Here is a 24169-nt window from a genome sequence, read left to right on the forward strand (position 1 = left end):
GGAGTCACATGAGAAGTTATGCTTTGGCAGTAGGACTTGCTATGCTAATATCGGCTGTATTCGCCTTTCAAAATACAGGAGAAATTACTGTCAATTTTTTAATTTGGACACGGCAGGTTCCTCAAGGTATCTGGGAAGTGGCTGTTTTTGCAGGAGGCTGCGTTCTCATGTGGTTGGTTTCCATGTCAGCAGCCCTTGAATCTCGTGGGAAGTATAAGAAACAGATTCGAGAGCTCGATGGTAAAATGAAAAAACTGGAAGAAGAACGCACTTCTTTGCTGAATGCTTTAAATGCCACATCAAATGTAACTTCCTATGTTGAGGAAGGCAAAGAGAACTGTATTGTTCTTCCTTCGGAGCCTTTGGAAACATTGAAAGAAGAGTTTGAAACTACACCAAGAGAGGAAAATGAACAACAGTGACATCTTTTTGTTTGCGATCTAAATTAAATGTGACCACTCTTGAGGATTCTTGCCACAGAATTGCTATAGAATTAAGCTGTCCACCCTTTGTAGCAGCTATATTAGAAATGCAGGGAAGAGTTTCTCTCCATGATATCGATAAGGCTCGGGCCTGGCTTAGTCCGAGCCTTGATTTCTTTGCAGCCTCATGTTTTCTTGGAGAAGGCGCAAGAGCGATGGCCGAGAGATGGCAGAGGCTATCATCCCTTGGAAATGTAGTTGTTTATGGAGATTACGATGTTGACGGCGTTTCATCTACTACTCTTGCAATGGAATTATGTAAAGAGAGGGCAACAGGGGTACGTTACTATATTCCTCATCGACATATGGAAGGATATGGGCTCCATCGCCAGGTTGTACAACAACTTCTTGCCGCAGGTTGTGATACATTGATCATCGTGGACTGTGGCACAAAGGATGGGGATATTTTAAAGGAAGCGCAACAGACTGGAATGAATGTCTTTGTTTTTGATCACCACCTCCCGGAGAAAGGGGAGTTGCCAGCCTCTTTCATAGTTAATCCGCAGATAGATGGTGATAAGGAAGGGAAGCTTCTTTGTGCTACTGCGGTTCTTTGGCTGTGGGCCTATCAATTTAAAATAATGCCTATGGAATGGCTTGCAGAACATCTCGACCTGGTGGCCCTTGCGACTATTGCTGATTGTATGACATTAGGCAGCCTTAATAGAGCGTTGGTTAAGGAAGGAATTGAAAGAATTCGTTATACCTCCAGATCTGGGCTGGAACTACTTATAAAACGCCTTGGTCTGTTCCATCGTTTTGTAAATGAAGAACAACTTGCTATGAAGGTTATTCCTTGCTTAAACGCAGCAGGCCGTCTTGCCTTTGCGGACCTTGCAGTAAAAGTGCTGACAGGTGAAGAGCCAGTTGAAAACCATGTGGAAGAGCTTATTTCCTTAAACAGGAAGAGGCAAAACCTTTCAACCCGTATCACTAAAGAGGCGGTAAAGGTGGTAGAGGAACGATCTAAGCACGTTCTCTTCGAGGAATCGTGGCCAGTAGGAGTTCTAAGCGGGGTGGCGAGCCGTCTTTGTTCTGAAAAGAATGCACCCGTAGTTTTAGCTGCTCCTGTTCAGGATTGGATTAGAGGGACATTGCGTATGCCCGAAGGGGGTAATGCTGTACAGATTCTTGATCACCTTTCAGATCAACTCGAAGCTTGGGGAGGGCACAAGCAGGCAGCGGGTTTTTCTGTGTCAAAAGATAATTGGGAAAAGCTCAGGGGTGATTTAGAACACATCCTTGCCAGTGTGGAATATGAGGATCCGGAAATTTCAGCCCTGGCCCTTCATCCGTCTCAAATTACCTTGCAGGACTGGAAGTCAGCTCTGGATCTTGGTCCTTTTGGCATGGGAAATCCTTGCCCCTTATTGTATTGCGAAAGATGTGGAAATGAGCAGTTCTTACCCCTTGGGAAAACGGGGCTTCATTTAAAGATACAATTGGGTTCAGAATATCTGGTGGCTTTCAATAGTGTCGAAATTCTGAAAACCCTTTCCTCGTCGCAAATTACAGGCTGGGTATACCACCCTCGAGTTGATTTTTGGCGTGGTCAGCCCCGTCTTCAATTTATGCTCGATTATATAGTGTTAGATTCTTGATTTAAAGGGTGATCGAGCCATGGTAGAAATTCACACAGATTCCCTAGAATATGAAATAGACCCAATAGATCCAAGAGAGCAAGAGCGCCACCTTAAAAGCCTTGGGCTCGATAAGAAGTCTCTGGGGAAGTTGCGAGATAGCTATATTGGACGGATACCAGAGACAGAACGAACTATTTCTGTTAAGTTCGCTTGGCATGAGCTATGGTCGAAAGTGACATATTATTTGACCAAAGAAGAACTGAAGAAACTTGGCGAAGCCTTTGTTATGGCAGCGGATGCTCATGGTGAACAAAAACGCTCAAGTGGCGACCCATATGTTGTACATAGCATAAATGTAGCCTCAATACTTGCAGACATGCAACTCGATTTAGTTACTCTTATAGCGGCTCTCCTTCACGATGTTTTAGAGGATACCGCCCTTTCCGCAGAGAAGGTCAAAGCAGCATTTGGCGATGATGTTATTACTCTTGTAGATGGCGTAACGAAATTAGGCAAACTTCCCTTTAAATCTTTTGAAGACTATCAGGCAGAAAATCTTCGTAAAATGTTTGTTGTCATGGCCAAGGATATTCGTGTTGTCCTTATTAAGTTGGCGGACAGACTTCATAATATGAGGACCCTAGGAGCTCTTCGCAGGGATAAGCAACTGCGAATTGCTAAAGAAACGCTGGAAATATATGCTCCCCTCGCTCACAGACTTGGAATCTACCAGGTAAAGAGAGGATTAGAGGACCTTGCATTTAAATACTCCGACCCCGATATGTATTATGAGATACGGCGCAGAGTGCGAAAGAAATTGCCTGAGCGGGAAGCTATCATTAAAAAAGCTATAGAAATCCTTCAAGATCGTTTAAAACAGGAATCCATTCATTTTAAAGTAAAAGGGCGGGCCAAACATTTTTACAGCATCTATGAAAAGATGAATCGCAAAAAACTTCCCGTAGAGCAGCTTTATGATCTCCTAGCCTTGCGTGTTGTAGTGGATGATGTGGCTGCTTGTTACACCGTTTTGGGTATTGTCCATACTATTTGGAAACCTATCCCAGGTCAATTTGATGACTACATAGCTAATCCAAAGACAAATATGTACCAATCACTTCATACCACTGTAGTTGGTCCTACAGGAGAACCCCTGGAAGTTCAAATACGATCTGCTGAAATGAACCGTCTCGCGGAATATGGGATCGCCGCTCATTGGAGATATAAAGAGGGTGGCAATGTCCTTGATGATCTGGATGCCCGCCTTACGTGGATTCGCCAGGCCCTCGAAGGGGATCATGAAGGGGGACCGACGGAGTTCCTTGAACGCCTAAAAGAAGATGTTCTCACATCTGATGTCTTCGTATTTACCCCCCAGGGGAAAGTAGTGTCTTTGCCCAAGGGATCAACACCTATAGACTTTGCCTATGCCATTCATACCCAGGTTGGAAACCGCTGTGTGGGAGCTATGGTCAATAACCGGATTGTGTCTCTGACCTATGAAGTAAAAAATGGCGACATTGTTAAAATTATTACTTCACCTCAAGGAACTCCCTCCCGAGACTGGCTTAAAATGGCCCGCAGCAGCAAGGCCAAAGGCAAAATTCGTTCCTTCTTTAGACAGCAGGAAAAAGCAGAAAGGCAAGAAAAGATCGAGCGAGGGCATGAACTTCTTGAGAGGGAAATTAAAAGAAGGGATATAGAAGATCTCAGTGCCGAATATGAAGACCTGATTCCTCTTCTTAACAGGATAGCCCGGGATATAGGGCATGCCAACGGTGAGGATATCCTGGTCGCCATAGGCAATAACACTTTAAGCCCATCGACGCTTATACAGAAACTTATTGGTAGAACGCAAGTTCCCGCTTTACCAGAAATTCCGGAAGAGATGCCTCTTGCTGGCATAAAGAAAACAGATTCCGATATTATAGTAGAAGGAGCGGAAGGCGTTCAGGTGGTTATCGCAAATTGCTGTCTTCCAGTCCCAGGGGATGAGATTGTAGGATACTCGACCCGTAGCCGAGGAATAACTGTTCATAGATCAGGTTGTCCGAATGTGGAAGAGGCAGGAGAAACAAGGCTTATACAGATTTCATGGGGGTCAGGGACACGGGGGAACAGATATACTACGAGGCTGAAGCTTGAAGCAATGGATAGATCTGGTCTTTTTACAGACGTGGCTCAAGCTATAATGGCAAGTGATGGAAACATTGTGGGTATAAAGGCGAACGTAGTTGGGGGAACACTCGCCCGGATGAAAATTGAGATCAGAGTACGGGATATCGAACATCTATATGCTATTGTTGCCAAACTTAATGCGGTTAAGAACGTTATAGAAGTAACCCGGGGGTGAAGATGTATGCGAGCTGTTGTACAAAGAGTTTCATCTGCTTCTGTTTGCGTAGAAGGAGAAAAAGTAAGTTCCATAGATCAAGGGCTTCTTGTTTTGTTAGGCGTTTCAGGAAAAGACACAGCGGCTGATGCAGAATGGCTTGTGGAGAAAATAGTAAACTTGAGGGTGTTTGAAGACGAGGAAAGGAAGCTAAACCGCTCTCTCTTGGATGTGGGGGGGAAGTTGCTTGTGGTTTCTCAGTTTACTTTGTATGGCAACTGTCGAAAGGGGCGGCGTCCTTCTTTTGTTGAGGCAGCGCCACCAGAAGTAGCTGACGCCCTTTATAACGTTTTTGTAACAAAGGCAAAAGAACGGAATATACCAGTTCAGACAGGGGTTTTTCAGGCTCATATGATGGTTGAGCTTGTTAACGATGGGCCGGTCACCCTTATTATTGATACACCGGAGGGAGCCTAATGGATTATAAACGTTTCCCCCTGGGGGCTCTATGGACAAATGGATACCTCTTCTGGGATAGTCATAAGAGAGGTTTTTTTGTCGATCCAGGCGGAGAGGTCTGCGATGTCATCGCTTTTTTAGAGGAACAGAAGATTCATCTTGAATGGATTCTTTTAACTCATGGGCATATTGACCATATTGGGGGAATCCCCATGCTTGCTCCTTATGCATCTAAAGGAGTTGCTGTTGCGACAGAAGATGAGAAACTATTGAACAATCCAAATCTGAATCTTTCCCAGTGGATGGGGCTGGATTTTGAAGGCTGGAATGCTTCTTTGTTGCTTGCGGATTCAGACCAGATCCAGATAGGTGAATATACGATTTCTGTCATAGCCACCCCAGGGCACACCCCTGGCAGCATTTGCTATGTGGTGAAAAAGCATAATGAATCTCTTCTTTTATCGGGAGATACTCTTTTTGCCAGGAGTGTGGGAAGGACGGATCTACCAGGCGGAGATAGTGAAATCCTCGCTCTTTCCCTTCGTAAATTAACAGTTTTGCCTGACACGATGCCAGTGCTCCCCGGTCACGGCCCGGAAACCACAATAGGCCAAGAGAGAGAATGGAATCCTTTTTGGCCTGATAGGGAGTCACAAGTGAAGTGAAATTGAAACAACTGCCTTTTTCAGAACGACCACGGGAAAGGCTTTTTCGGGAAGGGGCGTCGGCTCTTTCTCTTGCGGAGCTTATTGCTATCCTTCTTCGAACGGGTAGCGGAAACAAGGATGTACTAGGATTGTCCGGGGAGTTGCTCCATCTTTTCGGGGGGTTGAAGGGCATCTCAAAGGCTTCAATTTCAGAAATACTTCAGGTCAAAGGGATGGGTAAAGCTAAAGTGGCAGTGCTGGTCGCGGCTCTTGAACTAGGCAAAAGATTGATGGCATGTGATACAAATATAGAAAGTGAAAGAGACGAATGGAGGAAAACTTTAAGCTTTCTGTGTCGACTCCTTTCAGAAGAAGAGCGAGAAATCATAGTTTCTCTTTTCCTTGACAGAAAAGGAGGCGTGATTTCAAAGGAAAGAGTATCATATGGAGGTATTGAAGGAGCATTCCTTGATGTAAAATATTTATTTCGAAAGGCCGTACGTCTTGATGCTAGAGGAATGGTTTTGATCCACAACCATCCCAACGGCACATTAAGACCAAGCCGGGAAGATATAATGCTAACCGAGTTTGTTGAGCGCAGTCTTAGCGTGCTTGACATAAGCTTTGTCGGGCACTTTATAGCAGCTAGGGGGGAATGGGTGCAAATTCCTCCAGGATATACCGCATGAAGGTGGGGAGTGTACAAGTGTTCAGATTTATTTCTGGGATGTTCGGTACTGACGTAGGGATTGACTTGGGGACAGCTAATATAGTGGTATACATTAAGGGGAAAGGGATAGTTTTTAACGAGCCTTCTGCTGTAGCCATCCGTAAAAAAATAAAAGGCGGCGGCAAAATAGAAGTTATAGCTGTCGGAAATGAAGCAAAGGCTATGGCGGGCAAAACACCTACAGGAGTTTATACTATTTGGCCGCTGCAGGATGGTGTTATAGCCAATTACGATATGACAGAAGAATTAATTCGATATTGTCTTAAAAGAGCTGCGGGGGGAAGTACTGTACTCGCCCATCCCCGAGTAGTCATATCAGTGCCTGCCGAGGTTACAGAGGTAGAAAGAAAAGCAGTTGTAGATGCCACTTTGGGCTCTGGAGCCAGAGAAGCCTATGTAGTGGAAGAGCCAATTGCTGCTGCCATCGGAGTAGGTCTTCCAATAAAAGAGCCTCGGGGAAGTATGATACTTGATATTGGCGGCGGTACAAGCGAGGTCGCAGTCCTTTCTCTGGGCGGCATTGTGGTTACGAACTCCCTTCGTACGGCAGGTAAGGATATGGACGAAGCTATTATTGCCATGCTCCGTCAAAAGTATGCTCTCCTTATTGGTGATACCACTGCAGAAGAAGTAAAAATGCAGATAGGAACGGCTCTCCCTATGGAAGACGAACTGGAAATGGTCGTAAAGGGGCGAGATCTGGCAGATGGGTTGCCAAAGGCTGACATGGTGACCTCGTACGAGGTTAGAGAAGCCCTTGAGCCTATAATACGCCGAATTGAAGATATGGTAAAAGTCGCCCTGGAGCAGACCCCACCTGAACTTGCAAAAGATATAGTAGATCAGGGAATAATACTTTCGGGCGGGGTTTCTCAGCTAAGAGGACTATCTGAGCGGTTTTCTCGCGCTTTGAGTACCCCTGTAATATTGGCGGAGGATCCTCTCTTTTCCGTAGCACAGGGGGTAGGGAAAATACTTGAGAATCTTGACGATATGAAAAAAGTTCTTCTCTCTGTGGAGAAAGGCTCTCAGTAATGTTCGGGAGATAGGGAATGCGTAAACCAGATTCCGGTGATTTCAATAAAGAAGTCATCCATGGGCTTGTGGCTCTTGCCGCTAGTTTCATGTTGCTTGCTCTTGCCCCTCAAATTCTTCTTTTTCGAACTCCCTCTGACTGGGTAGGGAAAATCTTGTATTATCCTGAGACCCCAGCGGTGTTATTAAACAATACTCTTCGCAAGGCTTCGTCCTGGTTCAGAGAACGATCCACTCTCATTACAGAGAACCAAAGGCTGTCTCAGGAAAACTGGATGCTGAAAGTTGCCATAAGTCAAGAAAAGGTCGAAAGTTATGTGGAACGAATGAATCAAATTACAAAATACGCTCGAATAACCTTGCGCTCACCCCACAACTGGTGGACAGAGATAAGAATAAATCAAGGGGAAGAAAAAAATTTAAAACCTGGATTCCCTGTTTTACAAAAAGGATCTTTAGTGGGACGTATTACCCGAGTTGAAGCCGGATATTCTTGGGCGGAACTTATTACTTCCTCATCTCTCCTTATACCTGTGGTTGTGGATCAGACCCGGGATCTTGGTGTGGTGACAGGTGATGGGCAGGGACAGATCTGGTTGCAGTATATTTCGGAAGGCAGATCCATAGAGAAAGGAATGACTGTAAGCACTGCGCCGGTTAGTGAAAGTTTGCCCCCGGGGCTTCCAGTTGGCTCTGTAACTGGAGAGCTTCGCCATTCTTCTGGGGGGTTTGTTGCTTATAGGATAGAACCAGGGGCAGATTTTATCCGCCTTTACCAAGTAGAGGTATTAACAGAGGGAACAAAACCATGACATCCTTTGTAATAGCATGGTATGTCCAAGATCTTCTTCGTGTTTTTTCCTCAGGTCACTTTTTAGTGCCTGAAATTTTTCTCCTTGTTTTGCTTTACATGGCTCTGAAGCATGAGGATGAAGGTGCTTATATTCTTTGGAGTGGCTTTCTTGGCGGTATTCTGTGGGATTTAAGGTGGCCAGGGTTGGTTGGTGTTTCTTCAGCTCTTTATGTGGCGTCCATTATCCTTGTCCGTTGGATTTGGCTTTCCCTCCCATCTTCAGCACGAAGTGTCCCAGCCTTTGGCCTTTTAATCTGGAGTGCCCATTTGCTTTTAACTTTTATCAGGCTTCTTATGTGGGGGATAAGAGAACAGACCCTTCTAAAAGTTTTTTTAGTGCAGCAGGGGGTTCTTTTGCCAATGGTTTTTGGAGCTTGCCTTCTTTATGCCTGGAGTGTGGGACAAAACGATGCCTAGCGACCGAAGTGATATCGATAGACGTCTCAGAATATGGAGAATTGTGATGTTATGCTCCATGGGACTTCTTATGGGGGCTCTTTATTACTTTCAGATCATTCATGGGGATAGTTATATAAAACTTGCGACAGGAAATCGCCTCCGTTTTATTCGATTCGCTCCCTCTCGAGGGAATATTTATGATCGAAATGGCGCTCCACTGGCCACCAATATTCGTACTTTCGATATTATGGGGTATCCTCTCGATCTGGAGAAAGATCTGCTTGTATCTAAAACATCTGAAATATTGAATAAACACGGAATCCCGTTGACATCAGAGGAGATTAAGAATACGGTCAAGCGGCAATACTGGGCTCCCTACAGAGTTGTTCGCGTGGTGTCAAATCTTACTCTAACTCAAATGGTTGATCTTATAGCTGATCCGGAGTTTCCACCTCAGCTTTTTCCAGTACCAGTCTGGCGTCGCACCTACCCATCTGGAGCTTTAACGGCAAATGTAACGGGATATGTGGCTGAGATTAGCGAAGATGAGTTGAAGTCGAAAAGAGAAGGGGACTATGTAGGGGGAGACCTTATTGGCAAAGCTGGCATAGAATTTTCCTATGAATCCCTATTGCGGGGCATGCCTGGAGAAGAATCTATTGAGGTAGATGCCAGAGGGAGACGAGTACAGGAAATAGACTTTAAATCTCCAGTTAAGGGGAAAGATATCTATCTCACTCTTGACCTTGGCGCTCAAAGATTGTCAGCTGACCTAATGAAAGAGAATAGAGGATCTGTTGTAGTATTGGATGTGGAGACTGGTGCTGTGCTTGTTCTTTATACGGCTCCCTCCTATGACAATAACCCTTTGGCGTGGGGAGTGTCTGCCAAGGAGTGGAATTCTCTCTTGAAGGATCCAGAACGTCCAATGCTTGATCGCAGCATTGCTGGGGTGTACCCGCCAGCTTCTACTTTTAAGCCTCTGGTAACTCTCGCTGCCCTTGAGGAAGGAGAAATCACACCTAAAACGACGTACTTCTGTGGGGGATCCTTCCAATTGGGGGGAAGAGCTTTTCGCTGCTGGAAGCGCGGCGGGCATGGAACAACCGGATTAAAAGAAGCTTTAAGTCAATCTTGTGATGTATACTTCTATCAAGCAGGAATTAAAGTTGGCATTGACAGATTGACTCGCTGGGGGCAGAAATTAGGGGTGGGAAATTTAACAGGTATAGATATACCGGGGGAACTTTCAGGTAATAGAGCGGGCCGAGAGTGGAAAGAAAAAGTTGTCAATGAGGTATGGTACCAGGGAGATACGGTAAACTATTCTATAGGCCAGGGTTTCTTGCTCATGACCCCTATACAGATAGCCAGAATGTACGCTGTTTTTGCTAATGGGGGAAATCTCATAACCCCTCATCTTTATAGGGGAGAGATGGTTCCTCCTCAGAAGTTGAACCTTTCTAAAAGTCACATAAAAACAATACATGAAGGGCTTGTGAACGTAATTAAAAGAGGAACTGGGTGGAGAGCTGGAAGCTTTGGTGTCACAGTGGCAGGAAAGACAGGAACTGCACAAAATGCCCATGGACCTGACCACGCTCTTTTTGCAGGGTATGCTCCTACAGATAAACCTCGTTATGTAGCTGTTGCTGTGATTGAGGCTGGAGAGCACGGAAGTTCCGCAGCGGCCCCAATTGTAGGAGAAGTGCTTGCTTACCTTGTGGGGCATGATTCGCTAAAATAGGTTCTTTAAACCTCAGGGAGGAAGGAGTATGGAGTCTATGGAAACGTTTCAAACTCCAGTTCTACTAAAGGGAACAGGAGGGGGGCTGCGTCTTATTGTCCCTGAAGAGTTGAAAGAAAAAGAAGTTTTTATGGAGCTTGAACGTGTTTCGTCTCAAGCAAAAGCATTGTTAGAGATGAAAGTGATACTCGATTTTCAAGGACGTATATTAAGTAAAGACTTTATCATAAGTATTCTTAAGGATTTTATATGGTCTAAAGGTGTTTTTGTATCATCGTGGGTCACTTATGATGCAGAGAGTCAGCACTTGCTTCAGGCATTTGGCGCAAAAACAGGGGAGCCAGCGCGGGAAAAGCCCCATGGTAAGAGCAAAAATTATGACACGCTTTTTCTCATGCGGTCCCTTCGCTCTGGGCAGCGCATAGAGCATGGCGGCGACGTTGTTATCATCGGTCATGTCAATGATGGCGCTGAAGTGATAGCTTCAGGAAATATTTGTATTTGGGGCCGCTTAAAAGGACTGGCCCATGCTGGTTCAGACGGGAATACTGAACAGAGCATAGTGGTGGGGGATTTTCAGGCAAAACAAGTTCGTCTTGGCAGTAAGGTGGGAAGTTACCTGGATAGCTCTATGGAGTGGTGGGCACACTCAGTCCTTATTACTCTTGAGCATGATTCTCTTTTTGTTCGCGAACTAAAAATATAACAGAGATTGGGAATGGAGGGATTTTCGTGGAGCCTCGAGTCATAGTTGTAACGTCCGGGAAGGGCGGAGTTGGAAAAACGACCACTACGGCCAACGTTTCTTTTGCTTTGGCAAAGGCTGGCTATAAAGTGGTTGCAATTGACGCTGATATTGGCCTTAGGAACCTTGATGTGGTAATGGGCCTGGAAAATCGCGTCGTGTACAATTTTATCGATGTAATTGAAGGGACTTGTCGCCTTCCCCAGGCTCTTATTCGGGATAAACGGGTCGACAATCTTTTTCTGCTTCCAGCAGCCCAGACTCGCACCAAGGATGCCGTAAGTCCAGACCAGATGGTGGAACTCTGCGAAATGCTGAAAAAAGAAGGTTTTGATTTTATTCTTCTTGATAGCCCTGCAGGTATTGAGGGTGGCTTTAAGAACGCAGCGGCGGGGGCGACTGAGGCTCTCGTTGTGACAACTCCAGAAATTCCTTCAGTTAGAGATGCAGACCGCATTATTGGCCTTTTGGAATCAATGGAAAAAAAACCAATTCGTCTCGTAATTAACCGGGTTAAACCCAGTATGGTCAAAGAAGGGGAAATGCTTGACGTACAGGATGTACTCGATGTGCTGGCCATTGAGCTTATTGGAATTGTTCCCGATGATGACAGTGTTGTCAAATCAGCAAACAGAGGGGAGCCTCTTACCAGCGGCGATACGTCCCTTGCATCTATGGCCTTCTCAAACATAGCGGACAGACTGCTTGGGAAAGAAGTTGCCTTTTTAAATCTCGATAGCCAGAGAGGCTCAGGGTTTTTCTCTGGGATCAAGAAGCTGCTGGGTTTTTAGAAACCGGGAGGAGAGGACATTATGCTAGGAATACTACAAAAACTTTTTGGACGGGAAGGCACAAAAAAGACAGCAAAAGAAAGACTTCAGATTGTTTTGATACACGATCGTTCTGATATCTCCCCTGGCCTTATGGAAGAACTTAGAAAAGATATGATTGAAGTTCTTTCTAAATATATGGAGATCGATACGGACAATATTGAGATGGATCTTGACAAGGCTAATAAATCTGTGGCTTTTGTCGCAAATATCCCGGTCGTTAGAATTAAGAGAAAATCACAGAGTGAGCAATGAACTTGAATTAGGATGGGCGAAAAAAGATTCTCTATTAAAGAAATTTTTACATATGGAGATAAAGTACTGATCATATCGGTATTCGCTCTTTTTGTTTTGGGAGTATTATCTATATATAGCGCGGAAATGGGAGTGGGCCGCAGAGCTAGTGGATTTGCCATGAGGCAGCTTGTTTGGGGTCTTATTTCTCTCGTTGTTTTTTTCGTGGTTATTAAGGTAGGGTACCGTCGACTGATCAATTGGGCGTACTTTATCTACTGGATTTCAGTCGGCTCGCTCTTAGTCGTGCTTCTTATGGGATTGACTGTGAAAGGGGCCCAGAGCTGGTTAAATTTGGGACTACTTCGCTTCCAGCCGTCAGAGGCAGGCAAAATAGGCCTAGCCTTGGTAATGGCTAAGCATTTCTGTAGATACCCGCCAGAAAATCTTTCTCGTTTTATTGGTGGATTGATCCTTGCTGGGATTTCGACTCTTTTAGTCTTTATCCAACCAGACCTGGGCAGCTCTATTGTATATGGGCTCATGATATTAATAGCACTTGTTGTCGCAGGAGCCCCGAAACGATATGTGTTAACCTTGACAGGCCTGGCATTCGTGTTTTTACCCGTTGGGTGGCAATTTTTAAAGGAGTATCAGAAAAAAAGACTCCTTGTTTTCATTAATCCTGCCCTAGATCCCTTAGGAGCAGGATATAACGTTATACAATCAAGAATCGCAGTCGGATCAGGGGGATTGTTGGGAAAAGGATTTTTACATGGATTGCAAAGCAAACTTCGTTTCTTACCTGAACCTCATACTGATTTTATCTTTAGTGTTTATGCAGAAGAGTTCGGTTTTTTGGGATCGCTTATAGTTCTAGTGCTTTTTTGCGTTGTTTTTTGGAGAATAATCAATGCGGCCCTTCGATGTAAAGATAAAAGAGGGAAAGTTTTAGTAGCTTCTTTGGCAGCATGGATATGGTTTCAGGTTGTAGAATCTATCGGAATGAGTATGGGGCTTCTTCCTATCACAGGACTCCCCTTGCCCTTTCTAAGTTATGGAGGCAGTTCTCTTTTAGCCGTGTCTGTTGCAATTGCCCTTGTTATGAGTGTGTATCTTTCAACGATGAAAGATTATGAATAGATTTTAGTAGGGAGGATTTGTATGGAGATCCCGGATTTTGATGATGGCTTGTGGCCGTTATTAGCCCAAGTTGCCCACCCGTCGCGCTATGCGGGGTGTGAATGGGGGCCTGTGAAGCCTAAAGAATCAGGGCAATCCCTGGTTAGGTTTTGTTTGGCTTTTCCCGATGTATATGAAATAGGCATGAGTTATGTTGGTTTTCAGATTCTGTATAATCTTCTTAAGCGTCTACCCAAATCCGATGTTGAGCGGGCCTATTGTCCATGGATAGACATGGAGGAATTGCTGAGGAAAAACGAACTCTATCTTGGTTCCATTGAAACAGGGCGCCCACTCTCTTCTTTTGATGGGGTAGGGTTTACCCTTCAATATGAATTGAGTTTTACCAATATACTCACCATGCTTGATCTAGGCGGGATTCCGTTATATGGAGAAGAAAGGACTGAGAGTGACCCCATTGTCTTTGCTGGAGGACCAGGGACGCTAACGCCAGAGCCTGTCGCCCCATTTATTGATGTCTTCTGTCTTGGAGAAGGCGAAGTCTTACTTCCTCAGATTGTTGATATTCTGTATGAAACAAAAGGTTTATCAAGAAAAGAACGTCTCAATTCCCTTGCAGGAATTGAAGGAATATATATCCCCTCCCTTGTAGATGTGAAGTATGGAGACGGGGGAACTATATTCTCTTCCAGCTCAAGATTGCCTGTACGTCGACAGTTAGTGAAGGATTTCAAAGATGCTTTTCATCCAGACAACCTTATTGTGCCGTCTGCTGGTGTAGTTCACGATAGAGTTCCAGTTGAAATTTTCAGGGGTTGTACGCGAGGGTGCCGTTTTTGCCAGGCAGGCATAATATATCGTCCTGTACGAGAACGGGGACCTGAAGAAACAAGTAAAATAGTGCGGGAATTAGTCCTCTCGTCTGGATGGGAAGAAGTGGGGCTGGTCTCTTTGGCTTCATGCGATTATTCAGGTCTAACACCGTTGCTGAATGATCTAACTCCCTTTCTTGATGAAAAAGGAGTCAAGTTAAGTCTGCCAAGTTTAAGGATGGATTCTTTTTCCATAGATTTAGCAGCAAGCCTCCAAGCCATGCGTAGAGGAGGTTTGACCTTTGCCCCCGAAGCGGGAACGCAACGGCTCAGAAATGTAATTAATAAAGGAGTAACAGAGGAAGACATAAAAATTTCACTGGAAACCGCTTTTAAACATGGATGGGATCGTGTGAAGCTCTATTTTATGATGGGTCTCCCTACTGAAACTGAGGAAGATCTTCAGGGCATAATCGATATAGCCCTTCAAACATTGACCCTCGGCAAAGCCTATAAGCGTAAGGTCAACGTTGCTGTTTCCGTTGCTGGTTTTGTACCTAAAGGCCATACCCCCTTTCAATGGGAACCTCAAAATACCATGGAAGAACTTCGTGAAAAGGGACAGTTCCTTAAAAGGCAGATATATAACCGCAGGATTTCTTTAAAGTATCATGATCCGGAGCAAACTTTCCTTGAAGGTGTTTTTGCTCGTGGCGACCGGCGTTTGGCTAAAACCATTGAGTGTGCCTGGAGAAAGGGAGCCCGATTCGATGGGTGGAGTGAAACCTTTTCTTTGCAACGCTGGCTTGATGCTTTTGATGAGACCGGCATAGATCCGCTTTTTTATACATCTCGAAGTAGATCAAAAGAAGAAGGCTTTCCATGGGATCATATTGATACAGGAGTTTCTCGTGCTTTCCTGTGGAAGGAAAAGGAGAATGCATTTAAAGGGGAACTGACACCAGATTGTCGATGGAACAGTTGTCATGGTTGCGGTTGGCAGAATAGTGGTTGTCAATGGTCAAAGGGGGAATGCTCATTATGATCCGCGTAAGGATAACTTATTCAAAGCGCGGACGTGGATGCTTTATTCCCCACGTCGTGATTCCTCAGCTTATTTACAGATCTGGACGAAGGGCGGGTCTTGTCTTTGCTTTGTCCGAGGGCTTCACGCCCCGGCCTCGAGTCAGCTTAGGACCAGAACTTCCAGTTGGAGTCGTCGCTTTTGCGGAACCGGCTGATATCTGGATCGAAAAATGGGATGAAGGGACTTTAGATCGATGGAACAACGTAATTCCAGAAGCTTTTACTATTACAGGTGGGGAAGTGTATGAAGGCCCTTCTCTCAGTAAAAGCTGTGATGCGTCTGGCTATTTACTAGGGTTTCGTTCCCCCACATATTTCGAAAAACTGGCCCATGACCTGGAACAGGGGATTTTCTTGCAGGAGAAACGTGTCTTTAGCGCAGTAGAAGGCACTTTTATTAAGCTGATTCTCAAAACGCCTTTTGCCTTCGGCCCGGGAACTTTAGTGAAAAAATTAGTAGAAGCTGGGTACACCAAGGGATGGTCTGATGTGAAAATTGTTAGAACATCGGTAGGATGCTGGAACGGATCAGAAGTGGAACCAGTAGTTACACAGCGGGTACTTCCCCGTTTGCCTCGGAATTTTAAAACTGAGGGGATGTTACGCCATGACTGATCGTAAAATCATAGCCAACACTTTAGATCCTGAAGAGATGCGAGTTGCAATACTGGAAAAAGGAAAACTTGTAGATATCTTTGTTGAGCGAATGTGGGAGCGTCAAAAGACAGGAGAAATCTATAAAGCCAGGGTGGATAGTGTTTTGCCTGGCATCCACGCCGCTTTTGTAAATTTGGGGGACGGCAGGAATGCCTTTTTATATTTAAATGATGCGAAGGGTATAAACCTGAAGCCGAACGTGGAAGTGGTAGTGCAGGTTGTGAAGGCAGCCAGAAAAAATAAAGGCGCCAGAGTAACTTCGAGAATTTCTTTGCCGGGGCGCTACCTAGTTCTTGTCCCTGATGGACAGGAAACAGGTGTTTCTAAAAGAATAATAGACGAGGAAGAACGTAAGCGACTCCGTTTCCTGGCTAAAAAACTGCGTGATGAAGGGGAGGGTTACGGTGTGATCATTCGCACCGCTGCTGAAGGGGTTGACGAAGAAACCCTTACCCATGATCTTCACACTCTTGTAGACCTGTGGAGAGAGATACGCCATGATGCCCAGGTACAGGCAGCTCCATGCCTCATTTATAGGGATATTGGGCTTGTAGGAAGGGTTCTCAGGGACGAGCTCACTGGCGATGTAAGTGAAATAGTTATAGACAGCGAAGAAGAGTGTCATAAAGTCAAGGATTATCTTAATCGCATACTTGAGGGGCAGGAACCTGAAGTGAGCTTATATGAAGGAAGCTCGCCCATCTTTGATTTTTATGGCATAGAGAGGGAGCTTGAAACTGCCCTTGATCGCAAGGTATGGCTACGTTCAGGAGCCTATCTTATTATTGATCATACAGAGGCCCTTACTGTTATTGATGTGAATACAGGTAAGTATGTGGGAGATACGGATCTGCGCCATACTGTCCTTGACACTAATCTCGAGGCAGCGGATGAAATAGCACGTCAACTAAGACTGAGGGCTATTGGCGGAATTGTCGTCATTGACTTTATCGACATGGAGTATGAAGAAGACAGACAAAAACTTCTTCAACGCCTGGATGAAGTGTTTCAAAAAGATCGGTATCGTGCAAGGATATTTGGCGTTTCCCAATTAGGTCTAGTTGAGATTACAAGAAAAAGGGCGAGACCTGATGTGCGTTCGGTCATGACCCGTGGATGTCCATTTTGCGGGGGCTATGGATGGGTTTTGAAGGAAGATAGCGTGGCCATGCATATTAAGCGTTTTTTGAGAAAAGTTTCTCTTTCTAATAAAGCAGATGCCATGCTCCTTGAAACTCACCCTGTTATTGCTCAATATATAGCGGACACTTATCTTGCCGTTTGGGAAGAAGAGTTGCAAAGACGAATCTTTATAGCGGCAGCGCCTGAATTTGCGTGGAATAAGTATCGTCTCGATATGCAGGGGCCTATCGACGTAGTAGAACGTCGTATTGAGCAAATGGAGCAATGGGAGGCACAGATTCGTGTTTATCGAACGGCTTCGTCTTAAAGGATTTAAAAGTTTCGGCGGAAGCCACGAACTGACCTTTTCTCCCGGCTTTACAGCGATAGTAGGGCCTAACGGCAGTGGGAAAAGCAACATCCTTGATGGATTGCGCTGGGTACTCGGAGAAGGGAGCCCAAGCTGTCTGAGAATAACAAGGCAGAGTGATCTTCTGTTTCAGGGAAGCATCAGTCTCCCTACTGCTACTGAAACGGAAGTATCCCTTTGTATCCGTGAAGACCCCAAGATATGCACTATAAAAAGAGAGTTTTCTCCTGAAACAGGAACATCTCTTTTTGTAGATGGGATGAGGATCCGTCTGCAGGATTTAGATGATGTAAAGCGGCAATGGCATATGGAAGGTGAGCAGTTTGCTTTCATAGGCCAGGGAGAAGTGGCAGAAGCCATCCATCATCGTCCTCAACAGCGAAGGTCTATCCTCGAGGCTCTTTTTGGCATAGACCAATACAGAAAAAAGAGAGAGGATGCGAATCAGAAACTTAAGTTTGCATCAGAGGAGCTTGTACGCCTAGAAACGCTTGTTTCAGAATTGACATCCCGCTGTGATGAAATAGCTCCCATGGTTATCATTGCTGAAAAGGCTCGCCGCTTACTCGATGAACTTGACGAGAAACGGCGAGGCTACTATTTTTCACGCAGAGCTTTTTTAGAAAGGGAGCTTTATTCTTTTCAGAGTCGCATTCATGCTCTGGAAAGGCGAAAAAATAGGGCGGCAGAGTGGGAAACCATTTGGAAAGAAGGGCTTTCTTTTTATCAGTCTCTTTTTAATTCCTACGAACAGCAGAAAAAAGTGCACGAAGAAAGAACTGAGAGTCTTGGATCCCAAAGAGAAACATTGAGGCGTCAGTGTTTTGCCACTGCCCTTACTGTAAAATCTGCTCGCGAACGGCTCATTGCTCAGAAAGAGGAAAAAAGGCATGTGGAAGAAGTTTTGTCCAAAGTTGATGAAGAAGCGACTTTGGCAAGGGGGACGAGCTATTCTTTGACCCAGGATCTTCATAAGAAAAAAGAAGAAGTATCTGCCTTATGGCAAAAACTTTCTAACCTTCGCTCTTCCCTTCGAGCAGAGCGGCAGCGGCGACAGGAATACGGCAATGAATATGCTCACGTAGAAGGTGAGTGCGCCAGAATCCTTTCTCGCTTACAGGCTCGTAGCGAGGCCCTTGATAAAAACGAAAAAGAACTGGAAGAAGCAAAAAACAAAGTGTTTGTTGCGGAGAAAGAGGCAGAAACTTATAAAAAGGAATTTGAGTATACTCATCTAAGTTATAAAAAAGTAATAGAGCGCCATGGAGAAATCTATGTCCAATGTCAGCAGTTAGCGACATCTCTTTCTCAGTTAAAAAAGAATGTGGATGTTTTGGAAAACCAGCTTGAAACTGTCCTTGAAAATACAGAACAGCGGCTTTATCCAGAATCTGTACGGGTTATTCTGGCGGCACAAAAATTAGGGAAGTTGCCTATCCAGGTTAAGCTTGCTGCAGATGCTTTTAAATGTGAGGAAAAGCTTGCAGCCCCACTGGAAGCTTACCTCGGAGGGCGGCAGTTCTGGCTTTTCGTTAAATCCCTTGAAGAGGCTCAGCTAGGGATAGAGCTTGTTAAACAAAAGAGGGCAGGCCGTATAACATTTCTTCCCCTGGAGCAATGTCATCCCAGGAATCCTAACTATGGTTTCCCCTTGCCGTGTCAGGGGACAGTAGGATGGGCTACAGACCTTATTGCATCAGAACAGCTATGGGGCCCAGCAGTGAACCACCTGCTGGGAGATCTTCTCATTGTTGAGGAGTATGATGTAGGAATGAACCTTGCCAGAGCAGGCGCTTCATTCCCAATCGTTACTCTCCAAGGCGATGTTTTTACAGTAGGTGGCAGTGTAAGCGGAGGAAAATTTAGAAAAACAGGTGGCGTCATAGAAAGACGCCTACAGATAGAAAATCTTGAAAAAAATCTCAAAGATAAGAGAGAAAGCCTTGAAAGAGTTGCCTCACTATTGCAAGAAGCTGAGGAGCTAGAGTGTGTTACTGCAAAAGAAAGAGCTTTTTGGAAAGAGAAGGAACAAGAGGCGGAAAAAAAACTTTTATCTCATTCCATACGTTTTGAGTGGCAACGAGAAGAGGTAGTTCGACTGGAAAAAGAACGATCCTTCTTCCTTAATGATGTTGAAGACAGCGAAAAATTGCTGAAAAGTACTCAGCTTCGTTTAAAAGAGCTGGAGGAAGCAATAGCCTCTTTTGGGGATTTTCCAGACGAGACAGAACTTGAGCGAGAATTGGCCTCTGCAAAGGGAGAAGAAGCTGTGCTTTGTGAAAAAGTAAAATCTGGAGAGGTGTTGATCAACCGAATTGAGTCAGAGGCAGCTCAACTCTCAGAAAAACTGCGCAGTCTTTCTGGGGAGCAGGAAAATACGGAATTGAGCCTGGATGAAGGGGTTGGCCGACTTAGAGAGCTGGGAGTTCAGTCCTATGAATTGTGGAAAAATATAAAAGAAATTGATTCAGAGAGGGCAAAGCTGAGTGCTGAGATAGAGAGTCTTGTTGAAAGAACATCCCTTCTTCGTGAGCGTTGTGCAGAAGCCCATGAAAGGGTACAGATAGAGGAAGAAAAGGTTAAAGATAGTCAGCGCCAGATCGATTCCGCCCGTCTTGAACTCAATCAGATCATTTCTCTTTGGGATGATGCCTATCATTATCCAGGAACGGAGAATATTTCCCTGGAAGAATATGAGGAAGAAAGTCTGGCCCATGTACGACGCCTTGAGAAGAAAGTTAGGGAACTTGGGGATTATGATCTGGGGGTTCTTTCGGAAAACGAATCTTTGAAAAATCGCATTGCCTTCCTGACAGTCCAGATAGAAGACGTCCATGGGGGCATAGGTGAACTTCAGTCACTGATACAGAGCACGGATGAGAGAGTAGGCTTATTATTTGGAGAAGCCTTAAAAAATACAGACGAAAGGTTCAATTCTCTCTTTCAGAGGCTTTTTGGTGGTGGTGAAGCACACCTAGAACTTGAAGAGGGACTTTCTCTCTGGGAGGCAGGGGTGGACATATTTGCGAGGCCACCAGGGAAACGTCTGCAAAATCTTGCTCAGCTGTCGGGAGGGGAGCAATCCCTCACTGCCATTGCGTTACTTTTTGCAACTATGGAGGTAGCCGAAGTTCCTCTCGCCATTCTTGATGAAGTAGATGCTTCTCTTGATGAATATAACCTTTTGCGTTTTATCGACCTTGTAAGTGACTATGCTATGCATATGCAAATATTAGCTATGACCCATAGACGGAGCACCATGGAGCGGGCAGACGTTTTATATGGTGTAACAATGGACGAGCCCGGACTGTCAAAAGTAATAGGAGTACATCTGGACGAATGGACGGAATGAAAGTTACGAAAGACAATGTCCTATATGGAGCGTTAACGGCCTGGCAACCAGTTGATGGGCCTCGCGTAACCGTGGATACTATCCTTCTGGCATCCTTTGTTAAGGCTCGTGGAAAGGATCGGATACTTGAGCTTGGCTGCGCTACAGGAGTCATATCTCTTTTGCTGGCTTTGCGTTTGCCGGAAGCGACAAAAATAGAAGGGATTGACATACAGGAAGATCTCGTCACCCTTGCAAAACGTAACGCTCAAGAAAATGGTCTTGATGCCAGGGTGTCTTTTTTTCTTAGCGATCTTCGCAATATAAAAGACCGATACGCCTCTCAATCTTTTGATGTAGTGGTTACCAATCCTCCCTACGATGAGCCCCATCGAAGCAGGTGGACGGATTCTTTCAGTGACGCTACGGCCAGACAGGGGCTTTACTGTTCGTTAAAAGACGTAGTGAAGGCTGCTCACTTTGTTTTGAAGAATAAAGGGCACCTTTTTATGATTTTCCGCGCACAAAGGGGAGCGGAACTTGTTGCTACCCTTGTCAATGAGAATCTTGAGCCCAAGAGACTGCAAATGGTTCACCCCTATCCCGGGAAAAAAGCAACAGTGATCCTTGTTGAGGCTGTACGGTCCGCAGGAAAGGGAGTGGTCATAGAGTCTCCTCTTTATATCTATGATGGGGAAGGGAACTTTACTCCTGAGCTTCTTGCGGCCTACGACCTGTCGAAGGAGTGACATTATGCCTCTTTTTGTAGTTCCTACGCCAATAGGAAATTTGGAAGATATAACGTTGAGAGCTATTAATGTGCTGAGAAAAGTCGACGTAATCGCTTGTGAAGATACTCGTAAGACAGCGATTCTTCTTCAGCGCTATCATATCCATGTCCCTACTGTCTCCTACTATGCCCATAACGAGCAAAGGCGTACAGAGCAACTTATTGAACGGCTGAGAAGGGGAGAAAAAGTTGCCCTAGTCTCTGACGCTGGGACACCGGGGATTTCTGATCCTGGGAGTGTACTTATCCAGGCGGCTATTTCTGAGGGCTTTGAAATTGATATTCTGCCAGGCGCTACGGCATTTGTTCCCGCTTTAATCCATTCTGGATTTGAAACTCATCCCTTTACCTTTTACGGCTTTCTTCCCGACAAGAAGGGGGAACGTAGGGAGATTCTTCAGAGTTTGCAATTTCACCCTTTCCCGCTGATATTTTATCTGTCCCCCCATAAAGCTCAAAAACATATGGCTGATATGCTTGATATTTTAGGAAATAGACGTGCAGCTCTGGTGAGAGAGATCAGTAAAATATACCAGGAAGCCAGGCGGGCTAACCTTGATGCCATTTTATCTCAGGCAGAAGCAGAGGGAGTACGTGGGGAACTCGTACTTGTTGTGGATAAACCACTTCAACAAGTACTTGATGATGGTCAATGGAAAAAAGAAGCAGAACAGATGGTAACCAATGGCATTAGTCAAAAAGAAGTTGTAAAATTTATAATTCAACGTTATCCTGTAGCGAAAAATGCAGTCAAGGATTGGCTGATTCAGGTGAGACAGAAAATAGATCGATAAGGAGGAACAATGATGTCTGAAAAAAGTTTTTATATTACAACGCCTATTTATTATGTCAATGACATCCCTCATATAGGACACGCCTACACGACAATAGCTGCAGACGTAATGGCTCGTTACCGTCGCATGATGGGTGATAGGGTTTTCTTTTGTACAGGAACTGATGAGCATGGGCAAAAGATACAGCAAAGCGCGGATGCGAAAGGAATGACAGCTAAAGAACTGGCAGATAGGACTATGGAAAATTTTCGTAGATTATGGGAAGTCCTGAACATCTCAAATGACGATTTTATCCGAACAACAGAAGAACGCCATGAAAAGGTAGTTCAGGGAATATTCAAAAAACTCATGGATCAGGGAGATATTTATAAAGGTACTTATGAAGGTTGGTACTGTATCCCTTGTGAAACTTACGTTCCTGAAAGCAGTATGAAAGAAGATAAGACTTGTCCTGACTGTGGACGGCCCCTTCAAAAGATGGAAGAAGAAAGCTATTTTTTCCGGGCTTCCAAATATAGTGACCAACTTCTTGACTATTACGAAAAAAATCTAAAGGCCATTATGCCCAGGAGCCGATATAATGAAATTGTGAGTTTTGTCCGTAGCGGACTGAGAGATCAGTCAGTATCACGAACAAGCATCAAATGGGGGATTCCAGTCCCTGGAGATGAAAAACACGTAGTGTACGTCTGGTTTGACGCATTGATTAACTATCTTACCGCCTGCGGCTACATGTCTGATTCAGAAAAACTCAACATATTCTGGCCAAGTGTCCATCATTTGGTAGGTAAGGATATTATCCGGTTTCACTGTGTGATTTGGCCCATAATGCTCATTGCCCTTGGGCTTAACCCGCCAGTGACAGTTTTTGCCCATGGGTGGTGGACTGTAGAAGGAGAAAAAATGTCAAAGTCAAAGGGTAACGTCGTTGATCCTTTTGAGATGGCAGATGTATATGGCGTTGACCCTTTTCGATACTTTGTGCTTAGGGAGGTACCCTTCGGACTGGATGGAGATTTTTCAGAGCAGGCTATGGTTTTGCGAATCAACTCTGATTTGGCCAACGATCTGGGGAACTTGCTCAACAGAACCCTTCAGATGGTGAAAAACTTCAGGGATGGCATTGTTCCCGCCCCGACAAACTTTGAAAGCCTGGACAAGGAGATTGAAACCCTTCTACAATCCACTTTCTCGCAGGTTGAAGAGAGCATGTCGTGTTTCGCTTACGAAGAAGCGTTGAAAGCCATTTGGGCCCTTATTCGGAGGGGAAACAAATATATTGATGAAACCATGCCCTGGAAACTGGGAAAAGAAGGACCTCAGGAGCGTCTTGACACAGTCCTCTTTGTCTTAGCTGAAATGCTCCGTGGAACAGGACTTCTTATCGCTCCCTTCATGCCATTGACAGCGGAAAAGCTCTGGGGGCAACTAGGGCTTCCTGGAACGCCTGAAAAACATGGGATACCGGCCTTCTCTTTTGGCGGTTTCCCTGCAGGAACACAAACAATTAAAGGGGATGTCCTTTTTCCCCGCATCGATGTTGAGAACTGGAAGAAAGAAAGAGCTGAACGAGAGGCGCGAAAAGGGTCGGTGCCTGACCCTGGAAATCACGAAGAACAAATAATGATTGAGGATTTTGCCAAAGTGGAGCTTAGGGTTGGACAAATTATTGCAGTTGAAGAAATTCCAAAGGCAAAAAAACTCTATAAGTTGCACGTGGATCTTGGATACGAAAAGCGAACGATAGTTTCTGGGATAAAAGAGCATTTTTCTGTAGAGGAACTTCTAGGAAAGAGAATAGTTGTCGTCGTTAATCTCAAGCCGGTAAAACTTTGTGGCGTTGAAAGCAGAGGGATGCTTCTGGCCTCTGGACCAGCTGATAAATCGACACTTGCCCTTCTTACCCCAGATAAAGATATTCCTTTGGGATCTCGGGTGAGTTAGGAAAAGAAGCAGGGGATATTAATCGGGTTTCTCCTGGCTGGGAA

The 24169-nt window shown here is 45.0% G+C and carries 21 protein-coding genes; all 21 read left to right on the plus strand.

From position 1 onward, the window contains the following. Nucleotides 1-8 precede the first annotated feature (8 nt). Genes B2U56_RS01045 through metG form a run of 21 tightly spaced genes read left to right on the plus strand, consistent with a single transcriptional unit; the run spans nucleotide 9 to nucleotide 24125 of the window. Nucleotides 9-422 carry a LapA family protein gene (locus B2U56_RS01045; RefSeq protein WP_286951655.1) on the plus strand — a complete coding sequence of 138 codons (414 nt, stop codon included), beginning with the start codon at nucleotides 9-11 and terminating at the stop codon, nucleotides 420-422. Continuing rightward, nucleotides 419-2083, plus strand: coding sequence for a single-stranded-DNA-specific exonuclease RecJ (locus tag B2U56_RS01050; protein ID WP_286951657.1), 1665 nt, complete (start codon nucleotides 419-421; stop codon nucleotides 2081-2083). The genes B2U56_RS01045 and B2U56_RS01050 overlap by 4 nt, the downstream gene beginning before the upstream one ends. A 19-nt stretch (nucleotides 2084-2102) precedes the next feature. Next, on the plus strand, nucleotides 2103-4418 hold the full coding sequence (locus tag B2U56_RS01055) for a RelA/SpoT family protein (protein WP_286951659.1): 2316 nt from the start codon (nucleotides 2103-2105) through the stop codon (nucleotides 4416-4418). A gap of 6 nt (nucleotides 4419-4424) precedes the next feature. Beyond that, on the plus strand, nucleotides 4425-4874 hold the full coding sequence (gene dtd / locus B2U56_RS01060) for a D-aminoacyl-tRNA deacylase (protein WP_286951660.1): 450 nt from the start codon (nucleotides 4425-4427) through the stop codon (nucleotides 4872-4874). Next, entirely contained in the window at nucleotides 4874-5521 is a 648-nt protein-coding gene (locus B2U56_RS01065) for an MBL fold metallo-hydrolase (RefSeq protein WP_286951661.1), read from the plus strand. Before dtd ends, B2U56_RS01065 begins: the two co-directional genes overlap by 1 nt. Beyond that, a complete protein-coding gene (radC, locus tag B2U56_RS01070; protein ID WP_286951664.1) occupies nucleotides 5518-6192 on the plus strand; it encodes a RadC family protein in 675 nt (224 codons plus the stop codon). Before B2U56_RS01065 ends, radC begins: the two co-directional genes overlap by 4 nt. Continuing rightward, nucleotides 6189-7268: a rod shape-determining protein gene (locus B2U56_RS01075; protein WP_286951704.1), complete on the plus strand. Its 1080-nt coding sequence runs from the start codon at nucleotides 6189-6191 to the stop codon at nucleotides 7266-7268. The genes radC and B2U56_RS01075 overlap by 4 nt, the downstream gene beginning before the upstream one ends. A 17-nt stretch (nucleotides 7269-7285) precedes the next feature. After that, nucleotides 7286-8080, plus strand: coding sequence for a rod shape-determining protein MreC (mreC, locus tag B2U56_RS01080; protein ID WP_286951667.1), 795 nt, complete (start codon nucleotides 7286-7288; stop codon nucleotides 8078-8080). Beyond that, on the plus strand, nucleotides 8077-8538 hold the full coding sequence (mreD, locus tag B2U56_RS01085; protein WP_286951668.1) for a rod shape-determining protein MreD: 462 nt from the start codon (nucleotides 8077-8079) through the stop codon (nucleotides 8536-8538). The genes mreC and mreD overlap by 4 nt, the downstream gene beginning before the upstream one ends. Beyond that, the gene (gene mrdA, locus B2U56_RS01090) at nucleotides 8507-10267 is read left to right on the plus strand and encodes a penicillin-binding protein 2 (RefSeq protein ID WP_286951670.1); all 1761 of its coding nucleotides are present in this window, start codon (nucleotides 8507-8509) and stop codon (nucleotides 10265-10267) included. Before mreD ends, mrdA begins: the two co-directional genes overlap by 32 nt. A gap of 37 nt (nucleotides 10268-10304) precedes the next feature. Beyond that, entirely contained in the window at nucleotides 10305-10973 is a 669-nt protein-coding gene (minC, locus tag B2U56_RS01095) for a septum site-determining protein MinC (RefSeq protein ID WP_286951672.1), read from the plus strand. A gap of 26 nt (nucleotides 10974-10999) precedes the next feature. Further along, a complete protein-coding gene (minD, locus tag B2U56_RS01100) occupies nucleotides 11000-11803 on the plus strand; it encodes a septum site-determining protein MinD (RefSeq protein WP_013048007.1) in 804 nt (267 codons plus the stop codon). Between the two features lie 21 nt (nucleotides 11804-11824). Further along, nucleotides 11825-12097 (plus strand): cell division topological specificity factor MinE, encoded by a 273-nt coding sequence (gene minE, locus B2U56_RS01105; RefSeq protein ID WP_286951673.1) that lies wholly within the window; start codon nucleotides 11825-11827, stop codon nucleotides 12095-12097. Between the two features lie 12 nt (nucleotides 12098-12109). Continuing rightward, nucleotides 12110-13219, plus strand: a complete 1110-nt coding sequence (gene rodA / locus B2U56_RS01110) for a rod shape-determining protein RodA (RefSeq protein WP_286951675.1) — start codon at nucleotides 12110-12112, stop codon at nucleotides 13217-13219. A gap of 21 nt (nucleotides 13220-13240) precedes the next feature. Beyond that, nucleotides 13241-15076, plus strand: a complete 1836-nt coding sequence (locus B2U56_RS01115) for a TIGR03960 family B12-binding radical SAM protein (RefSeq protein ID WP_286951676.1) — start codon at nucleotides 13241-13243, stop codon at nucleotides 15074-15076. Continuing rightward, entirely contained in the window at nucleotides 15073-15732 is a 660-nt protein-coding gene (locus tag B2U56_RS01120) for a DUF2344 domain-containing protein (RefSeq protein ID WP_286951678.1), read from the plus strand. The genes B2U56_RS01115 and B2U56_RS01120 overlap by 4 nt, the downstream gene beginning before the upstream one ends. Further along, complete coding sequence (locus tag B2U56_RS01125; protein ID WP_286951680.1) at nucleotides 15725-17224, plus strand: Rne/Rng family ribonuclease; 1500 nt, start codon at nucleotides 15725-15727, stop codon at nucleotides 17222-17224. Before B2U56_RS01120 ends, B2U56_RS01125 begins: the two co-directional genes overlap by 8 nt. After that, on the plus strand, nucleotides 17199-20618 hold the full coding sequence (gene smc, locus B2U56_RS01130; RefSeq protein WP_286951683.1) for a chromosome segregation protein SMC: 3420 nt from the start codon (nucleotides 17199-17201) through the stop codon (nucleotides 20616-20618). Before B2U56_RS01125 ends, smc begins: the two co-directional genes overlap by 26 nt. Then, on the plus strand, nucleotides 20606-21346 hold the full coding sequence (locus B2U56_RS01135; RefSeq protein WP_286951685.1) for a tRNA1(Val) (adenine(37)-N6)-methyltransferase: 741 nt from the start codon (nucleotides 20606-20608) through the stop codon (nucleotides 21344-21346). Before smc ends, B2U56_RS01135 begins: the two co-directional genes overlap by 13 nt. A gap of 4 nt (nucleotides 21347-21350) precedes the next feature. Further along, the gene (rsmI, locus tag B2U56_RS01140; protein WP_013048015.1) at nucleotides 21351-22181 is read left to right on the plus strand and encodes a 16S rRNA (cytidine(1402)-2'-O)-methyltransferase; all 831 of its coding nucleotides are present in this window, start codon (nucleotides 21351-21353) and stop codon (nucleotides 22179-22181) included. A gap of 12 nt (nucleotides 22182-22193) precedes the next feature. After that, a complete protein-coding gene (gene metG / locus B2U56_RS01145) occupies nucleotides 22194-24125 on the plus strand; it encodes a methionine--tRNA ligase (protein ID WP_013048016.1) in 1932 nt (643 codons plus the stop codon). Nucleotides 24126-24169 lie beyond the last annotated feature (44 nt).

The organism is Aminobacterium sp. UBA4987 (assembly GCF_002396985.1).
In the GTDB taxonomy this organism is placed as follows: Bacteria; Synergistota; Synergistia; order Synergistales; family Aminobacteriaceae; genus Aminobacterium; species Aminobacterium colombiense.

Bases quoted from the DNA above. Each gene is read 5' to 3' on its own strand.
- B2U56_RS01045 (WP_286951655.1), top strand. From the start codon at position 9: ATGAGAAGTTATGCTTTGGCAGTAGGACTTGCTATGCTAATATCGGCT.
- B2U56_RS01055 (WP_286951659.1), top strand. From the start codon at position 2,103: ATGGTAGAAATTCACACAGATTCCCTAGAATATGAAATAGACCCAATA.
- dtd (WP_286951660.1), top strand. From the start codon at position 4,425: ATGCGAGCTGTTGTACAAAGAGTTTCATCTGCTTCTGTTTGCGTAGAA.
- B2U56_RS01065 (WP_286951661.1), top strand. From the start codon at position 4,874: ATGGATTATAAACGTTTCCCCCTGGGGGCTCTATGGACAAATGGATAC.
- B2U56_RS01075 (WP_286951704.1), top strand. From the start codon at position 6,189: ATGAAGGTGGGGAGTGTACAAGTGTTCAGATTTATTTCTGGGATGTTC.
- mreC (WP_286951667.1), top strand. From the start codon at position 7,286: ATGCGTAAACCAGATTCCGGTGATTTCAATAAAGAAGTCATCCATGGG.
- mreD (WP_286951668.1), top strand. From the start codon at position 8,077: ATGACATCCTTTGTAATAGCATGGTATGTCCAAGATCTTCTTCGTGTT.
- mrdA (WP_286951670.1), top strand. From the start codon at position 8,507: ATGCCTGGAGTGTGGGACAAAACGATGCCTAGCGACCGAAGTGATATC.
- minC (WP_286951672.1), top strand. From the start codon at position 10,305: ATGGAAACGTTTCAAACTCCAGTTCTACTAAAGGGAACAGGAGGGGGG.
- minE (WP_286951673.1), top strand. From the start codon at position 11,825: ATGCTAGGAATACTACAAAAACTTTTTGGACGGGAAGGCACAAAAAAG.
- rodA (WP_286951675.1), top strand. From the start codon at position 12,110: ATGGGCGAAAAAAGATTCTCTATTAAAGAAATTTTTACATATGGAGAT.
- B2U56_RS01115 (WP_286951676.1), top strand. From the start codon at position 13,241: ATGGAGATCCCGGATTTTGATGATGGCTTGTGGCCGTTATTAGCCCAA.
- B2U56_RS01120 (WP_286951678.1), top strand. From the start codon at position 15,073: ATGATCCGCGTAAGGATAACTTATTCAAAGCGCGGACGTGGATGCTTT.
- B2U56_RS01125 (WP_286951680.1), top strand. From the start codon at position 15,725: ATGACTGATCGTAAAATCATAGCCAACACTTTAGATCCTGAAGAGATG.
- B2U56_RS01135 (WP_286951685.1), top strand. From the start codon at position 20,606: ATGGACGGAATGAAAGTTACGAAAGACAATGTCCTATATGGAGCGTTA.
- rsmI (WP_013048015.1), top strand. From the start codon at position 21,351: ATGCCTCTTTTTGTAGTTCCTACGCCAATAGGAAATTTGGAAGATATA.
- metG (WP_013048016.1), top strand. From the start codon at position 22,194: ATGTCTGAAAAAAGTTTTTATATTACAACGCCTATTTATTATGTCAAT.